This window comes from Paraburkholderia sp. 22099, from assembly GCF_052045835.1.
In the GTDB taxonomy this organism is placed as follows: Bacteria; Pseudomonadota; Gammaproteobacteria; order Burkholderiales; family Burkholderiaceae; genus Paraburkholderia; species Paraburkholderia terricola.
This window is the reverse complement of the sequence record NZ_JBQEPU010000040.1, coordinates 13840-30284: the sequence shown is the minus strand read 5'-3', so window position 1 is coordinate 30284 and position 16445 is coordinate 13840. Positions and strand designations below refer to the sequence as shown.

16 protein-coding genes are annotated in these 16445 nt (G+C 62.8%); 13 read left to right on the top strand and 3 right to left on the bottom strand.

What is annotated here, in order from left to right; all coding sequences use genetic code 11:
- Positions 1–29 precede the first annotated feature (29 nt).
- Both ACTJLC_RS28050 and ACTJLC_RS28045 read right to left on the bottom strand, forming a co-directional pair.
- Positions 30–818 (bottom strand): SDR family NAD(P)-dependent oxidoreductase, encoded by a 789-nt coding sequence (locus ACTJLC_RS28050; RefSeq protein WP_154872900.1) that lies wholly within the window; start codon positions 816–818, stop codon positions 30–32.
- Positions 819–885: 67 nt separating this feature from the next.
- The gene (locus tag ACTJLC_RS28045; protein WP_310313513.1) at positions 886–1980 is read right to left on the bottom strand and encodes an alkene reductase; all 1095 of its coding nucleotides are present in this window, start codon (positions 1978–1980) and stop codon (positions 886–888) included.
- 228 nt (positions 1981–2208) lie between these two features.
- Between ACTJLC_RS28045 and ACTJLC_RS28040 the strand changes: the two genes are divergently transcribed.
- From ACTJLC_RS28040 to ACTJLC_RS27990, 11 genes are all read left to right on the top strand, one after another.
- Positions 2209–2790: a TetR/AcrR family transcriptional regulator gene (locus tag ACTJLC_RS28040; RefSeq protein WP_154872903.1), complete on the top strand. Its 582-nt coding sequence runs from the start codon at positions 2209–2211 to the stop codon at positions 2788–2790.
- 527 nt (positions 2791–3317) lie between these two features.
- Entirely contained in the window at positions 3318–4349 is a 1032-nt protein-coding gene (locus ACTJLC_RS28035) for an ABC transporter permease (protein ID WP_310313517.1), read from the top strand.
- Positions 4343–5176: an ABC transporter ATP-binding protein gene (locus ACTJLC_RS28030; RefSeq protein ID WP_310313520.1), complete on the top strand. Its 834-nt coding sequence runs from the start codon at positions 4343–4345 to the stop codon at positions 5174–5176. The genes ACTJLC_RS28035 and ACTJLC_RS28030 overlap by 7 nt, the downstream gene beginning before the upstream one ends.
- A 43-nt stretch (positions 5177–5219) precedes the next feature.
- Positions 5220–6263, top strand: a complete 1044-nt coding sequence (locus ACTJLC_RS28025; protein ID WP_310313523.1) for an ABC transporter substrate-binding protein — start codon at positions 5220–5222, stop codon at positions 6261–6263.
- Positions 6264–6424: 161 nt separating this feature from the next.
- Entirely contained in the window at positions 6425–7432 is a 1008-nt protein-coding gene (locus ACTJLC_RS28020) for an aliphatic sulfonate ABC transporter substrate-binding protein (protein WP_374709813.1), read from the top strand.
- A 196-nt stretch (positions 7433–7628) separates the two neighbouring features.
- A complete protein-coding gene (locus ACTJLC_RS28015; RefSeq protein ID WP_310313526.1) occupies positions 7629–7892 on the top strand; it encodes a hypothetical protein in 264 nt (87 codons plus the stop codon).
- 107 nt (positions 7893–7999) lie between these two features.
- A complete protein-coding gene (locus ACTJLC_RS28010) occupies positions 8000–9088 on the top strand; it encodes a TIGR03118 family protein (RefSeq protein WP_154872911.1) in 1089 nt (362 codons plus the stop codon).
- Positions 9089–9328: 240 nt separating this feature from the next.
- Positions 9329–9883, top strand: coding sequence for a YcbK family protein (locus ACTJLC_RS28005; RefSeq protein WP_154872913.1), 555 nt, complete (start codon positions 9329–9331; stop codon positions 9881–9883).
- A gap of 153 nt (positions 9884–10036) precedes the next feature.
- The gene (locus ACTJLC_RS28000; RefSeq protein ID WP_440845866.1) at positions 10037–10633 is read left to right on the top strand and encodes a DUF1007 family protein; all 597 of its coding nucleotides are present in this window, start codon (positions 10037–10039) and stop codon (positions 10631–10633) included.
- Positions 10627–11751: a nickel/cobalt transporter gene (locus ACTJLC_RS27995; protein ID WP_310313533.1), complete on the top strand. Its 1125-nt coding sequence runs from the start codon at positions 10627–10629 to the stop codon at positions 11749–11751. The genes ACTJLC_RS28000 and ACTJLC_RS27995 overlap by 7 nt, the downstream gene beginning before the upstream one ends.
- 61 nt (positions 11752–11812) lie before the next feature.
- Complete coding sequence (locus ACTJLC_RS27990) at positions 11813–12412, top strand: DUF1007 family protein (protein WP_310135552.1); 600 nt, start codon at positions 11813–11815, stop codon at positions 12410–12412.
- On the opposite strand, the gene ACTJLC_RS27985 is transcribed toward ACTJLC_RS27990, so the two are convergent.
- Positions 12413–13084: a response regulator gene (locus ACTJLC_RS27985; protein WP_154872921.1), complete on the bottom strand. Its 672-nt coding sequence runs from the start codon at positions 13082–13084 to the stop codon at positions 12413–12415. It abuts the gene before it with no gap.
- Between the two features lie 432 nt (positions 13085–13516).
- On the opposite strand from ACTJLC_RS27985, the gene ACTJLC_RS27980 reads away from it, so the two are divergent.
- The gene (locus ACTJLC_RS27980; protein ID WP_154872923.1) at positions 13517–14644 is read left to right on the top strand and encodes a porin; all 1128 of its coding nucleotides are present in this window, start codon (positions 13517–13519) and stop codon (positions 14642–14644) included.
- 610 nt (positions 14645–15254) lie between these two features.
- Complete coding sequence (locus ACTJLC_RS27975; protein WP_310135555.1) at positions 15255–16418, top strand: pectate lyase family protein; 1164 nt, start codon at positions 15255–15257, stop codon at positions 16416–16418.
- The last annotated feature ends 27 nt before the right edge of the window (positions 16419–16445 follow it).

Here is a 16445-nt window from a genome sequence, read left to right as displayed (position 1 = left end):
ATGATTCATCGCCCTATCGGCGGACAGCATCACTGAGTTGCCCGATAACGTTCCGCAGCCTCTCCCTGACGGATGTCGGAGAGCAAAACCTGGCGTGCGGAGTCGAGCGCGTCCCAACGCTCGGCGACGTGAAGCGGCGGTATCGTGACTAATTCGCGGCGGTCGAAGCCGACCAACGCCGCGTCGACCAGTTCACCCACTTCCATGACTTCGGGCAGCGTGTTGATGTCGATGCCGGCGCGCTCCCATATCTCGGTGCGCGTGGCCGCCGGCAACACGGCTTGAACATAAACGCCCTTGGGCGCCAGTTCCAGGCTCATGCCCTGCGACAGGAATAGCACGTACGCCTTGGTCGCGCCGTAGACCGACATGCCGAACTCCGGCGCGAGACCGACCACCGAGCCGATGTTGACGATCGCGCCTTCGCCGGCCTGCGCGAGGCGCGGGGCGATGGCGGCCGCAAGCCGCGTCAGGGCGGTGATATTGAGGGTCACCAGACGGTCGATGGCGTCGGCGGTCTGCTCGACGAAGCCGCCTGACTGAGCGAGGCCGGCATTGTTGATCAGGACGCGGATACCGGCGTCTTCGCGCAGACGGGATTCGACCGCGGCCAGATCGGACGGCTGCGTCAGGTCGGCCTGGAGCACCTCGACCTCGATTTTCGTTTCGTCGCGCAGGCGGGCTGCCAGTGCATCCAGCCGCGCCTTGTCGCGCGCGACGAGAACGAGAGGATGGCCGCGGCGCGCGAGGCGCTCCGCATAGATCGCGCCGATGCCGGACGAGGCGCCGGTAATGAGGACAGTGGGGAGGGTGTTCATCTTGTCGGTTCCGTGGGTTGGGTGTGGACCGTCGCCGCCCAGCAATCGGGGCGGCCGTGCCGGTTGATTAACTAGTGCTGGCTTCGGCCAGCGTGGGGTAGTCGATATAGCCTTCGGCGCCGCCGCCGTAGAGCGTGGCCGGGTTCAACGTCGCCAGCGGCGCGCCGGCTTTAAGGCGCCCCACCAGATCCGGATTGCCGATGAACGGGCGGCCAAAGGCGAACAGATCGGCCTTGCCGTCATTGAGGCTGGCGGTGGCGAGGCCGAGGTCGTAGCCGTTGTTGGCGAGATAAGTCTGCTTGAAGCGGCTGCGCAGTGCGGCGTAGTCGAACGGCGCCACGTCGCGTGGGCCGCCGGTGGCCCCCTCGACGACATGCAGGTAGACGACGCCGAGCGCGCTGAGCTGCTCGACGATGTAGTCGTACTGTGGCTGCGGGTCACTGCAGGCGATGCCGTTGGCTGGCGACACCGGCGAGATGCGCACGCCCGTGCGGTCGGCGCCGATTTGCTGAACGACCGCGGCAGTGACTTCCAATAGAAGGCGCGCACGGTTCTCGATGGAACCGCCGTATGCGTCGGTGCGGTGATTCGCCCCGTCCTTGATGAACTGCTCCAGCAGATAGCCGTTGGCGCCGTGAATCTCGACGCCGTCGAAGCCCGCCTCGATCGCGTTGGCCGCGGCCTGGCGAAAGTCGTTCACGATGCCTGGCAGTTCGTCCAGTTGCAGCGCACGCGGCTCGGAGACATCGGCAAAGCCGTTGTTGACGAAGGTCTTGGTCTCGGCGCGGATGGCCGAGGGCGCGACCGGCGCGGCGCCATCCGGCTGCAGATCGACGTGCGAGATGCGGCCGACATGCCACAACTGCACGAAGATGCGGCCGCCCTGGGCGTGGACCGCATCGGTGACCTTGCGCCAGCCGTCGATCTGTTGCTGGGTGTACAGGCCGGGGGTGTCCTGATAGCCCTGGGCCTGAGCGGAGACTTGGGTGGCCTCGGTGATGATCAGGCCGGCCGAGGCGCGCTGGGCATAGTAGGTGGCGGTCAGATCGGTGGGCACCAGCCCCTGGCCCGCACGATTGCGCGTCAACGGGGCCATGACGATACGGTTGGACAGCGTGAGCGCACCGAGAGTGCAGGAATCGAAGAGCGACTTGTGGGTCATGTCGTGCCTATAGCGTGGATGTCTGGAGAAACCGGGGCGCGGGATGCACGCACACGTGAGCGCCGGAGTCGTTCTTCCGGCGCCGATAAACGAATGCATCGCCATTCCGATGCGATTCGCTTAATGATGATGCTCGTAATCAAAAATGTCAACGTCTTTGATGATGAGCGACATCAATGTATAGTGAGGACTTTAGCGTGGCGTTAGCCGAAGAGAGAGGCCCTGAACATGAAGGTCACTAAAGCGCAGGCGCAGGCGAACCGGGCGCACATCGTCGAGACCGCTTCGACGCTGTTTCGTGAGCGGGGCTACGACGGGGTGGGCGTGGCGGATTTGATGGCGGCCGCCGGCTTCACCCACGGCGGCTTCTATAAGCACTTCGGCTCCAAGGCCGACCTGATGGCGGAGGCCGCGGCCTGTGGTTTTTCGCAGTCGGCGGCCAAAACCGCGGGCGCCGACATTGCCGCGTTCATCAAGCAGTATTTGTCGCGAGAGCACCGTGACGATGTTGGCACCGGCTGCACGATGGCGGCGTTATCCGCGGACGCCGCGCGTCAGCCGAAGCAGGTCAAGCAAGCCTTTGCCGATGGTATTGAACGGCTGCTGGCGAGTTTTGAAAACGAACATGGCGCCAGGAGGGTGGCGGCTCGGCGCGAAGCGCGAGCGAGAGCAATCGACGCGATTGCGCAGGTCGTGGGCGCGGTCATGCTCTCACGAGCCTGTCCCGATGACTCGCCTCTGGCGGACGAAATTCTCGATGCCTGTCAGTCAGCAGCGCTTTCACGCCTGTGCGCGCCGAAGAAACCCTAGCGCGGTCGCAAGTCGGTAGCCGTGATCGCTCAGCCGCGCTCCGTTAGAACGGCCTGCAGGTGTGCGGTAAAGCGGAAACCCCGCTTCGAGCGGCTACTTGCGTCGTAGAAATGGGGTGTAGGTAATCAGCTTCAGGCCGTCGATCTCCGCCCGAGCTGCACGCGCCAACATGCCTTGAATCCTGGACTACATGTCGGCGTGCATGGCCGGTTGCTGGAAATCCAGGCGGGCAATCGCAAACGCACGTCGCGTAATAACGGCTGCGCGTGCCGACCGAAGCACTCAACGAGACGTATGCCGCCGGCTCACAGGCCGTCGGCTCTCACGTTAAGTTCGCCGGTGCTCGAATCCAACCAATCATTGCACATAAGAAAATCAGCGGACGTTCGAATCCTGCTGCTCGCGCAGCGCGAAAAACGCGCAAGCGCGATTGCCGATTTGCATAGTCGAATTCGTCGTTTTGCACACAGGAACGGCGTGGCTACCATGCAAGGCTTCAGCCAAACCGGCAAGGAGGCGGCAGCATCATGTCCACCCAGTTCGATTCGATCGCGGCGCGAGGCGAGGCCGGCGATACGGCTTCACGCGACGTCATCCGCGCCACCCTGATAGCTGGGCTCGCCACATTAGCCTGGTTGACCAGCGCGGCGCTGACCGAGTGGTGGCCGAGTCTCGACGACTGGCCGTACACGAACGAATTCATCGCGCTCAAACTGCTGCTCGCGGCATTCGCGGCGGCAACCGCGATCGCGGGGTGGCGCGGTCCTTCCGCAACGGCGGCCACGCCCACGCGCATCGGCGCATGGCTTCGCGCGATGCCGTGGCTGCTCGCGCTGGCGCTCGGCGTGAGCGCATGGGAAGCCGTCACGGCGCAACTCGAATGGCTGCCGCGGCCGTTCTTCGCGCCGCCGCAAGCGCTGATCGGCGTCTATGCCGAGGACTATCCGCGGCTCGGCACGAGCGTGGTGCATTCGTTCGGTTTGCTCGCCTACGGCTACGTGCTCGGCGCGGCCGCGGGCTTCGTGACGGGCGTGAGCATCGGCTGGTCGCAGGCGGTGAGTTACTGGGTGCATCCGGTGCTGCGTCTGATTGGACCGTTGCCGGCCACCGCGTGGCTGCCGCTGGCGTTCTTCTTCTTTCCATCGAGCTTTAGCGCGAGCGTGTTCCTGATCGCGCTGGCGACCGCGTTCCCGGTCGCGGTGCTGACCTGGTCGGGCGTGGCCGGGGTGAATCCGGCTTATTACGACATCGCGCGCACGCTCGGCGCGAGACCCGCTTTTCTGATTCTGCGCGTGGCGATTCCGGCCGCGTTGCCATCGGTGTTCGTCGGTCTGTTCATGGGGCTGGGCGCGTCGTTCTCGGTGCTCATCGTCGCGGAAATGATGGGCGTGAAAGCCGGGCTCGGCTGGTATTTGCAGTGGGCCCAGGGCTGGGCCGCGTATTCGAATATGTATGCCGCGCTACTGGTGATGGCGCTGATGTGTTCCGGCCTGATCACGTTGCTGTTCCGTCTGCGTGACCGCTTGCTGGCCTGGCAAAAAGGATTGCTCAAATGGTAGCCGTAGCCGAAGCATTGAATCGGTCCGCCGCTGTCGCGGCTCCGCTCTCCGGCGGCGCGCGCATCGACGTGCGCCACGTCAGTCATCAATTCGCCCTGCGCGGCGCGGCGTTGCCGGTGCTGCACGACGTCAGCTTCACCGTGGAGCCGGGCGAGTTCGCCGCGCTGCTCGGCCCGAGCGGCTGCGGCAAGTCCACCTTACTGCGGCTCGTGGCCGGACTCGATACGCCGACCCAGGGCAGCGTGCAGGCCGACGGCGCGGCGATCACGGGACCCGATCCGTCGCGCGTGGTGGTGTTCCAGGACCCCACGTTGTACCCGTGGCGCACGGTGCGCGGCAACGTGGGGATCGGTCCGCAGGCGCAGCGCGCACGCTTTGCATGGCGCGGCGGCGCGCAGGAAGAACAGGCGCAACGGCGCATCGACGCCGCGCTCGAACTGGTCGGTCTCAGCGATTTCGCCGAGGCGTTTCCGCATCAACTGTCGGGCGGCATGGCGCAGCGGGTCGCGCTGGCGCGCTCGCTCGTCAACGATCCGGCGCTGCTGGTGCTGGACGAGCCGTTCGGCAAGCTCGACTCTCTCACGCGCATCCGCATGCAAGGTGAACTGGCGCGGCTCTGGCAGGACGCTCGTTTTTCCGTGCTGCTGGTGACGCACGACGTGGAAGAAGCGCTGCTGCTCGCCGCTCGCGTGATCGTCTTCAGCGAGCGGCCGGCGCGTGTGATTGCCGAAGTGCGCAACGACGCGCCGTATCCGCGCCATCGCGACGATCCGAAACTGGTGGCGCTGCGCCGCGAGGTGCTCGCGCAACTCGGGCTCGACACTTGAACGGCTACCACAATCGATAAACGACCAGAGGAACAACCCGACCATGAACAATCCCTACGATCGATCTCCGCTCAGTCCGGCTCGCCGCGCATGGTTGCGCAACACGGCCTGGCGCGCGGGCGCGGCGGCGCTCGGCGGCGCGTCGCTGAGCCTGTCGAACCCGCTTGCGCTGGCGCAAACGCCGCGGGCTCCGCTCAAGCCGCTCAAGCTCTCCTGGAATGCCGGCGCGATCTGCACCGCGCCGGTGGCCGTCGCGGTGAAGCAGGGCTTTTTCGAGCGGCACGGCTTGCAGGTCGAACTCGTGAACTTCTCGGGTTCCACCGACCAGTTGCTCGAGGCAATCGCGACGGGCAAGTCCGACGCGGGCGTCGGCATGGCGCTGCGCTGGATCAAGCCGCTGGAGCAGGGCTTCGACGTGAAACTCACGGCCGGGATTCATGGCGGCTGTATGCGCTTGCTGGCGACGCGCGCGTCCGGCATCGTGGATCTCGCGGGCTTGAAGGGCCGCACGATCGGCGTCAGCGACATGGCGAGCCCGACCAAGAACTTCTTCGCGATCGTGTTGAAGAAGCTCGGCGTCGATCCCGAGCGCGACGTGAACTGGCGTCAGTATCCGGCGAACCTGCTGGGCGAGGCGCTGAAGAAGGGCGAAGTGCAGGCCATCGCGGACGGCGATCCGACCATCTGGACGATCCGCGAATCCGATCATCTGCATGAGGTGTCGAACAATCTGTGCGGCGAATATCAAACGCGCTCGTGCTGCGTGCTCGGCGTGCGCGGTTCGCTGGTGCGCAAGGATCGCGCCACCGCGCAGTCGTTGACGCAGGCGTTGCTCGAAGCCACCGAGTGGACCGCCAATCATCCGGACGACGCAGCCGCGATCTTTTCGGCCTATACGCCGTCCGCCGATGTCGGGCAATTGGCTGCCATGCTGAAGAGCCACACCGATCGCCATCATCCGGTAGGCGATGCGTTCAAGAAGGAAATCTCGCTCTATGCCGACGATCTGAAGGCGGTCGGCGTGCTCAACAGCGGAACGGATTCGAATCATCTGGCGGAGCGGGTGTTCTCGAACGTGCTGGCGTAGCGCCGCGTTTCGAGCGGCATGTTTCATATGCCGCTGTTTGACGTTATGCGTTCCCCTGCTAAGCATAGTTGAAACGCTCGCTTATCCGCGCGGCCCGGCATTGCTACGATCGCAGCTTCATCGTACCCATCAGAGCGGAATTTCGAGCCGTGACATTTTCCATCTTTCGATTGCTCGCGCGAGCGGCGCTGATTTCGCTGCTCGTCGTGGGCGCCGCCCATGCGCAAACCGCCGGCACTGCCGCAACGCCGGTCAAGCTGCGGATCGGCTATCAGAAGTCTTCGACGCTCATCACCATCCTCAAGGCGCGCGGCTCGCTGGAGCAGGCGCTCGCGCCGCTGGGCGTGAGCATTAGCTGGAACGAGTTCGCGAGCGGCTTGCCGCTGACCGAGGCGCTCAACGCGGACGCGGTCGACTTCAGCGCCGACGTGGCCGATACGGTCCCGGTGTTCGCTCAGGCCGCTCACGCAAGCTTCGTGTACGTCGCGCAGGAAGCGCCGTCGCCCGGCGCGCAGGCCATCATCGTGAAGCGTGACGGGCCGCTGCATACGCTTGCCGATCTCAAGGGCCGGCGCATCGCGGTGACCAAGGCCGCGGGCAGCCACTACCTGCTGCTCGCCGCGCTCGCCAAGGCGGGTCTCGCACCCGCTGACGCGCGCATCAGCTATCTGACGCCCGCCGACGGACGCGCCGCGTTCGAGCGCGGCAGCGTGGATGCGTGGGTCACCTGGGACCCGTATGTCGCGGCGGTCGATAAAACGCCGGACGTGCGCATTCTCGCGGACGGCGACGGGCTCGCGTCGTATCAGCGGTACTACCTCGCGTCCAGCAGCTTTGCCGCGGCACACCCCGAGGTGATCAGCACCGTGTTCGCACAGTTGTCGTCGGCGGGAGCCTGGGTTCGCAGCCATCCCGAGGATGCCGCGAAGCTGCTCGCGCCCATCTGGGGCCTGGACGCGGCGACGATCGAGCGTGCGAATGGACGCCGCAGTTATGCGGTGCGTGCGGTGGACACGCGGAATTTCGGTGAGCAACAAAAGATCGCCGACACCTTTTATCGAGCGGGACTCTTGCCGGCGCCGGTCGAGACGGCCACGGCGCTGCGCTGGAACTTCACCACCAAGCGGGCCGAAGCGGCGGGCGCCGCGGTCACCGCTTCCGGCGGATAGAAGCGCGAGGGAACATGGCGCGCACGATGCGCTGGCTGCCTCGCACGCCGGGCGGTGGAGCCTGCCGCGTCGTCAAGCATCCGGCGCGATTAGCGTTCGACAGGTTCTCCGAATAACAATCCACAAAAGCTTGTTTGCGCTCGCGTTTCCGGCTGGCTAGATTCGTTCGCATGGCAATGAATCGACGGAGGCCGCCGTGACCGCACTTTCAGCGACGCTTATCTGGGGCGCGCTTCGACATCCTGTGCGAAGCCTCGCGAAGCACTGGCCGAAGCGAGCGGCCTATACGGTTGCCAAGTCTGAATCATCTTCCGACGTGACAGCCGCGGCCTATCGTTGCCAATTGCCCGAGCGGCCCGAGCGCCTCGAACGCATCGCCGCTTACGCACGCTGCGGCTATTTCCATATGGCGTACATGCCGGGCCTGTTTGTCGTGCCGCTCGAGATTCCGCCGGAGTGACGTGCCATCGGCGGCGGCAGCGTTCGAGCATTTTTCCTTGCTGACGTAACTTTTAGTAAGTTGGGCGGTACTTACGCACGCGACAACTTATTAAAAAGGAAAAACTCATGGCTCTCGTGCGTTCGACGCTATTCAAATTGACCCTATCCGCCGCACTCGCTGCAAGCCTCGCCGGCTGCGGCGGCGACGGCAATTCCGTTCAACCGGTCGGCTACAAGTCGAGCGTCGTGGTATCGGACGGCGGTGTTCCCGCTTCGAACACCGACGCGAACCTCAAGGACGGCTGGGGGATCGCGTTCAACCCGCAAGGCTTCGTGTGGGTCGCCGACGCGGGCTCGCAAAAGTCCACGCTGTATGACGGCAACGGCGTTCCGCAACAACTGGTCGTTTCGATCCCGGCGGGAACGAACGGCCCGGCAGGACCGACGGGAATCGTGTTCAGCGGGGCGAGCAACTTCGCGGTGAGCCAGAACGGCGTGTCGGGAACGAGCGCATTTGTCTTCGCGACGCTCGCGGGCACGATCGCCGCGTGGTCTCCGACAGTCAATCTCACGTCGGCAGTCACCGTCTACGACGACGCGGCCGGCGCAGCCGAGTACACCGGTCTCGCGATCGGCGCCGACAACGGCGCCGGCCGTCTCTACGCTGCCGATTTTCACAACAACAAGATCGACGTGTTCGACAGCGCGTTCAACAAGCTCACGACGAGCGGCCGCTTCGTCGACCCATCGTTGCCCGCCGGTTTCGCACCGTTCGGCATTCAGGCCATCGGCAACAGTCTCTTCGTTGCATACGCGAAGCAGGACAGCAGCGCCAGGAGGTCCGTGCACGCGGCGGGTCAAGGCGTGATCGATGTATATGACATGAGCGGCGCGTTGCAGAAACGTTTCGCAACGGGTGGCGATCTGAACGCACCGTGGGGCATCACGATCGCGCCGTCGAACTTCGGGCCGTTCAGCAACAAGCTGATCGTCGGCAATTTCGGTGACGGCACGCTCCATGCCTTCGATCCGCAGACCGGTGCGGCAGCAGGCGCGTTGACGCAAAGGAACGGGGCGCCGATCACGATTGCGGGTCTGTGGGGCATCGCCTTCGGCAACGGATTGAACGCTCAACCCACCAATACGCTGTTTTTTGCCGCCGGTCCCAATAGCGGCAGCAACGGCGCTTACGGACGACTCGACGTCGATCAGTAACGCTCGCAAGCATCGGGTTCAAGGTTAGAACCTGGCAGCCGGTCTCGGCGTCGCAGTGCGGGCGCCGGCCGGATCTGAGCTGTTTTGCATAAGCAAACCGACACGCCTAATCTTCGCGGCAAGCACACAAAATTCGCCCGTCCGTTTCGCACAGCGCATTGCGCGCGATACGGTTGGAAGCCTCGACACCCTGTTCAATAACACGGAGGCGTCGATCAGTAGATCGGCGAGCAGAATAAAGTGATTTCGCGGCGGGAATTTGTCAGGAAGATCGCCTTGGCGGCCTGCGCGGCGCCAGCTTTGGCGCCCTTCGATGCGCGAGCCGACAATGCGGCTAATGCGACGAATGCTGTACCGACTCTTCTCTGGCTGAGGCGGGGTAGCGAGGAACGGCAGATCGACTATTCGACCGCCGAGGGATATCGCGCGGTTTCCTGGTTGATGCGGGACGTGAAAGCCAACGTGGTCGGCAATCCGGACTGGAGGCTTTTGCAGCAGTGGTCATGGATGCAGGCCTGGCTCGCCGCGTATGGCCATCATGCGCGATTCGACGTCCATTCGGGCCTGCGGACACCGGCCACGAATACTTATTTCGAGGGTAAGCGGGCATCCTTCCATCTGCCTGACAGGAATATGGTTTTTCGCGCAGGCGACTTCAGCACGCCGGCGGCGCCGAGCGAATACATGGGGCGGCTGGCTTACCTTTCGCAACAGGGTGGCGTGGGTTTCTATCAAACGCGTGACTTCATTCACACTGATGTGCGGGGTCGAGTTGTTACGTGGCGCGCCAGGTAGCAATCAAAATCGCGGTTCCCTACCTATGCGTGCACTGCCAGTGGAAAAATGCTGCTACAGTGCCGCGCTATCACTTCGTCATCCCTTCGACGACACATAACGTTCCGACGGATGTTCATGCGCAACCGTGTTGCCCGCTCTCTGCGTGAGCGAGTGCTTCCTTTTATCCATGCGATTGCCGCTGCATGCTGCGCGGCTGCCGCGGCGCCGCTCGCCGCTCACCCGCATGTGTGGATCACTTACGAGAGCGTCGCGCGGATGAATGGCTCATCACTGGACGCCGTGCAGGAGAAATGGACCTTCTCGCAAGGGTTTCCGGTATCGATCGTCGGCGATCTGAAAGATATGCCGAAATCGGGACCGCTCGGACCGAAGTACATCCGTATCTTCAGGCAGCAGGCGTTTGATTCGCTGAAGGGGGCCGACTATTTCGTGCATGTCTTTATCGACGGCAAGGCCGCGCGTTTCGGCGAGGTCCGCGACTTCGCCGTCTCTATCGAAGGCGGCCGGATTGTTTACACGTTTGTGTTGCCGCTCGCGGAGACAGTCGACGTGAAGCTCGCTCAGGTGCAACTCGGCACGTGGGACGAAACTTTCTTCGTCGATTTTCAGGCGCCGTCCAGAAACGGGGCGCCCGTCGTCTTCGATGCGACAGCGCAAAAGAACTGCACCGCGCAACCGGTCGAAGACAAGGTTCACACGCTATTCGGCGGCGCGATTTCTCCGCTTTCCACGAGGCTTTCATGCTGATCCCTGACGGGCGCCGCGGTATTCGCCGTGGTGCGTTCGCGCTCATGTTCCTCATGATCACGGTCGTGCAGACCGCGAGTGCCGAGACGGTCGATGTATTTGGCAGGACATCGTCAGGGGCGCCGGGCGCCGCCAATGTACCGGCGCCGATGTCGCACAGAGGCGCTGAGCAGCCTGTCGCGATGCCGGAGCCCGTGCGACGCGCGATTGCGGCAAGTGTCGCGCTGCAAGGCCGCCTGAACGCCCAGCTTCAGGAACAACTCGTCGAGCAGCGCAATGGCGCGAGCATGCTGGCCGCGTGGACCCTCATGCTGCTGTCGTTCGGCTACGGCGTCCTGCATGCGCTCGGACCGGGGCATGGGAAGATAGTCGTGAGCGCGTATCTGATGTCGCATCGCGCTCGCGTTGGGCATGCCATCGCGCTAAGTGTATGGAGCGCCTGCGTGCAGGCGATCTCCGCGATTTGTCTGGTCGGCGGTGCGGCGTGGCTCGCGCGCGAGGGCGTGGGCGGCGTGCTGACGCGAGCGGCGGCGCTGGATCTCGTCAGCTATGTCTCGCTGCTTTGCGTCGGCCTTATCACTGTCTGGTCAATCGTCACGCGTCGCGACTGCTGCGACGAGCGGCGCATCACGCTCATCCCCAAACGTCGCGCGGGCCTGTTTGCCAACAGGCGCGACGATAACAACCTTCAGCATGGCCGTTACCTTGGTGCAAGTTCGCTGACGAGCCGGCGCGCGCAAGCCTGGACGAATGTCAACGAAAACGCGGGCAACGTCTGGATCGTGCGGCAGATTGTCATGACGGGACTGGCGGTGGGCGTGCGGCCCTGTGTCGGCGCGATCTTTGTACTCATTGCAGCGCTCGCCAACGGCATTTTCATGGTGGGCGTGTTGTCGGCGCTCGCCATGGCCGCAGGGGTTTCGCTAACGGTATTGGCCGTGGGCCTGGCAAGCCTCGGCATCAACCGGGCGGTGTCGAGCCGTAGCCTTGCTCGCAGGCAGGTACTGGAAACGATCCGCACGCGCTTCGCGCTCGCGGGCGCACTGATCATTACGCTGTTCGCTGCATGGCAGGTGTTCGCGTTGCTGTCCGGCTTACAACTGGCTGCGCTCGCCTGAAAATCCGCAGCGCTTGCAGCGCACCCCCGGTAAAATCCCGGACCTCTAAGCGGAGGAAATCTTGCGGAAACTGCTACCGTCGATCGTGCTGGCTATCTTGACTGCGTCGGCGATGATGCTGGGCCCGGTCGAGGCAGAAGCGCATCCTCACGTCTGGGTGCTGTATGCGCTGAACCTGCAGATGAACCGCGGTTCCGTGAGCGCGATCGACGTGGAATGGACGTTTACGAACGGCTTCCAGGCGCTGCTGCCGATCGATCTCTCCCGCTATCCGAAGAACGGCGTGCTATCGGCGAAGGACATCGAATCGCTGCGCGCTTCGGCATTCCAGTCGCTCAAGAACGTTGGCTATTTCACGCATGCCTATGTGCAAGGACGCCCGGTTGCGCTTGGCGAGCCGCAACGCTTCAGCGTTGCGATGCACGACGGCAAACTCGTGTATACGTTCAGGATGATGCTTGCGCAGCCTGTGGACACGACGCGTACGCCACTCGAACTGGGCGTCTGGGACGACGAGTTTTTCGTCGACTTCGAAATGAAAAAGGACGGCGTGAGGCCCGTCTCGACCAATGCGGCATGCCGGGTCTTCTATACCCCGGACGCCGATCACGCGGTCTATTACGGCACTTATGCGCCGATGGCCGCGACCGTGGCCTGCTGATCAGGCATCGCGCGTTCGCAAGATATAGCCCAATCCTCGCAAGGTCATGATCTGCGCGGTCGAAGCGGACAGATGCTTGCGCAGGCGGTGAATATAAACGTCGATTGCGTCGACGCTCGGCTCATCGTCGAGACTGAATACGTTCTCCATTAGCGTCGCCTTGGATACGGTTTTCCCATGTCTCAGCATCAGCGTTTCGAGAATCGCATGTTCCCGGCGGCGTAATGGCAGCGGTGCGTCGTTATGACGGAATTCGCGGCTATTGAATTGATAGTGCAAATCGCCGCAAACGAGCGACACGTGTCTTTCGGAACACTGCCTTCGCACCAGCGCCTTGATGCGCGCAACGAGCTCGCGGGCATCGAACGGCTTGACGACATAGTCGTCCGCACCGGCTCCAAAGCAGTCGACCTTGTCGTCTATCGATCCATGCGCCGTCAGCATCAGTACAGGGACATTATCGCCGCGCCGTCGCAAACGGGTGAGCAAGTCCTTTCCGCTCATGGCGGGTAAGCGCATGTCGAGCAGCACGACGTCGTAGCTCTGGTTGGCCAATATCGCCTCGGCTCGCTCGGCATCGGGCACGCTGTCCATCACGAAGTTCTCCGCACGCAACAGTTTGACGATCCAATGTGCGAGTTCGGCGTTATCTTCCACGAGCAATAGTTTCATCGCGATGTCCTCAATGGCGCCATGCCGCCCGAGTCGATCGCGCGCGCAAGCTCAGCGTCAATCCAAATCTTCGTTTCATTTCTCGACCTTGATCGCTGAAGATCGCATGCCTCGCGTCCATGGCGCGATTCTATGAGGCCGAACCCTTCTCGATGCTTTCGCATGGCAACGCTTTTCGTACGGGATTTCCATGACGCGGTTTCTTTCATTTAGTAATTGGAATTAATGCTGCCGTTGCGACGCAACCAGAGCCTTGTCACGTCTATCAGTGAAATCACCGAGCGATACAAAAGGCGCGGGAAAGGCGGGTGAAGGGTTGGCCTATTTAGGATTGCGCACTGCGATGCCGAGCCGGCTGTCAGCCGAGCGGCCACACGCAGAGGCCTGAATAAAAAGAGCAGGCTTTCAACGCAGCAATTCGAGGAGACGGACTTGAGGAAAACATACTTCACGCTGGCTGTCGCGGCCACCGTATTCGGGGCGAGCGGCGCGTACGCTCAATCGAGCGTCCAGCTCTATGGTCTGATGGACCTGAGCGTGCCGACTTACCAGTCGCATGCGGACGCGAACGGCAATCATGTCATCGGCATGGGGATCGGCGGCGAACCGTGGTTCAGCGGCAGCCGTTGGGGCCTCAAGGGCGCGGAGGATATCGGCGGCGGCACCAGGATCGTCTTCCGTCTGGAAAGCGAATACGTCGTGGCCAATGGCGAAATGGAAGACCCCGGCCAGATTTTCGATCGCGACGCATGGGTCGGCATTGAAAACGACACGCTCGGCAAGATTACGGCAGGCTTCCAGAATAGCATCGCGCGCGACGCAGCCGCGATCTATGGCGACCCGTACGGCAGCGCGCAGTTGACGACGGAAGAGGGCGGCTGGACGAACGCCAACAACTTCAAGCAGATGATTTTCTACGCGGCCAGCGCGACCGGCACGCGCTATAACAACGGCGTGGCGTGGAAAAAGCTCTTCGGCAATGGCATTTTTGCGAGCGCCGGTTACGCGTTCGGCAATTCGACCAGCTTCGGCGCGAATTCCAACTATCAGGCGGCGCTGGGTTACAACGGCGGCCCGTTCAACGTATCGGGCTTCTACAGTCACGTGAACCGTGCCGGCATAACGAACCAGTCGTTTTCGGTGGGCGGCAACTACACGTTCGGTATTCTGCGCGCCAATGCCGGCTACTTCCGCTATCTCGGCAATCAGGCCGCGCTGGGTCAGCGCCAGGACAACGCATGGACCGCGTCGCTCAAGCTGTCGCCGAAGGGGCCGCTCGATTACGAGCTCGGCTATCAGCAGATGCGCGTGAAAAACGCCGCGTACAACGCCGATGGCGATATTCCGAACGCGAACATCGGCGCCTTCGACCCGAGTTCGGGCTTGCATAACGGTTACAAGGAAACGCTGTACTGGTCCGCGTTCTATCATCTGTCCAGGCGCACGGAAGTGTACCTGGCCGGCGACTATATGAGGCTGCATGGCGGCTATACGGTCGGCGGCACGTTCGGCGCGTCGAACCAGCTTGAGTTGACCACGGGGGTTCGGACACGCTTCTGATCAGGCTTCGCGCGGCGGTGCCGGCGTAGCGTTTCGCTACCTTCGCCAACTCTTCGTCGCGCGAGCAGAAAAGGAAAGACCCGTCCGTCATTGTCATCATCAGACGAAAAAAGGCTGGGCGTCCGTTCAGCCCCGGCGGAACCCCGACGCTACCGACACTCGAGGCAGAGTAAGGGTCCCGAATCCCAACTGCTGCCTAACGAGGTGAATGATGAGTCTGCAAATCAGTCCGACCAAGGTCGTCCCCACATCGGAGAACTGGCATTCCAGTGCTTCGAGATCCGGTGGCACCGGTAACCAGGGAATCGAAGCGATCCTCCAGAAAATCTTGCGCCTTCTCCAGCAATTGGCATCGAATCAGAATGGTGGCACCCAGTCGGGCGAATCCAATGGAGGCGGAAGCAAGGGGCATCATTCGCACGCATCGCACCACGAACACAAACATGCTCGCGATGCCAATCAGGACGACGCAAGCTCGGGCGACAACGGCAATCGGACGTCCGCGAATAACGGCGCCGCGAATGATCCGAACACCCATTCGAGCAAATCGTCAGCCTCTCCAACCGACAACGCGCACGGCAACAAGAACTCGGGCGCGAACGACCGGCGAGTGTCCGCCACTCCCACGACCAGCACCGTCGCGCCGCAATACGTGGCTTCCGGGCCGCAAGCCACGCCGTCCTCCACGGCGGCAAGCTCGGGCGATCATTCGCGCGAAACCTTGGCGGCGGGGCACGGCTGGGGCGCACAGAATGGTGGCGTCACGGGCGGGTCGAAGGCCGATGCAGCGCACGTGTACACGGTGTCGACGCGTGAGCAACTGCTTGCCGCGCTCGGTGGAAACAATGCGACGAACGGCTCCAACGCCACTCCCAAGATCATCCAGATCAAAGGCAACATCGATCTGAACGTCGACAGCAACGGCAAGGAATTGGCTAAAGGCGATTTCGCGAACGAGAAAGCACAATTGGCGCACGACATGCTGAACGTGGGCTCCAACACCACGATCATCGGCCTGGGCGCCAACGCGGGCATCAGCGGCGGCGGATTCAATCTGAGCAATCAGCACAACATCATCGTGCGCAATCTGGCGATGACCTCGCCATTCGATTTCTTCCCCGGCAAGGACGCTGAAGGCAATCCGCATGGGCGCGTCTACAGCATCGAGGCGAAGGGCACGCAGAACCTGTGGGTCGACCACAACACGTTCAAGGACGGCGCGACGCCATCGGGCGCCATCAGCGGAGATCAACTGGATTTTACGGACGGCGCGAACTATGCAACGGTCTCCTACAACCAGTTCCAGAGCCATAACAAATCAATCCTGATCGGATCGAGCGACGGCATGACGAGCGACCGCGGCAAACTCAACGTCACCATCGATCACAACCTGTTCGCCGGCGTATCGCAGCGCGACCCCCGCGTGCGCTTCGGCAACGTCGAGGTCGCCAACAATCTCTACCAGGACAGCTCATCGCAAGCGAATCGCTTCCAGTACAACCTGGGCGTCGGTGTCGAGTCGAAGATCACGTCGCAGAACAATGCGTTCGAAACGAACGGCGTCAATGAGGAAAATCTCGTGAAGCGCTTTGGCGCCTCGGGCCATCTGACCGATTCGGGTTCGCTGGTGAACGGCCGGTCCGTCGATCTGTCGTCTTCGCCGACTGGAAGCGGCCCGGGAGCAGGATCGATCGCGCATCTCGATCCCACGAACGACGTTGCGGCAATCGTGTTGGCTCAGTCGGGTGCGGGCAAGATCGACCTTGGAGCATAAGTAAAAATCAGAGCCGCGCGGACACAC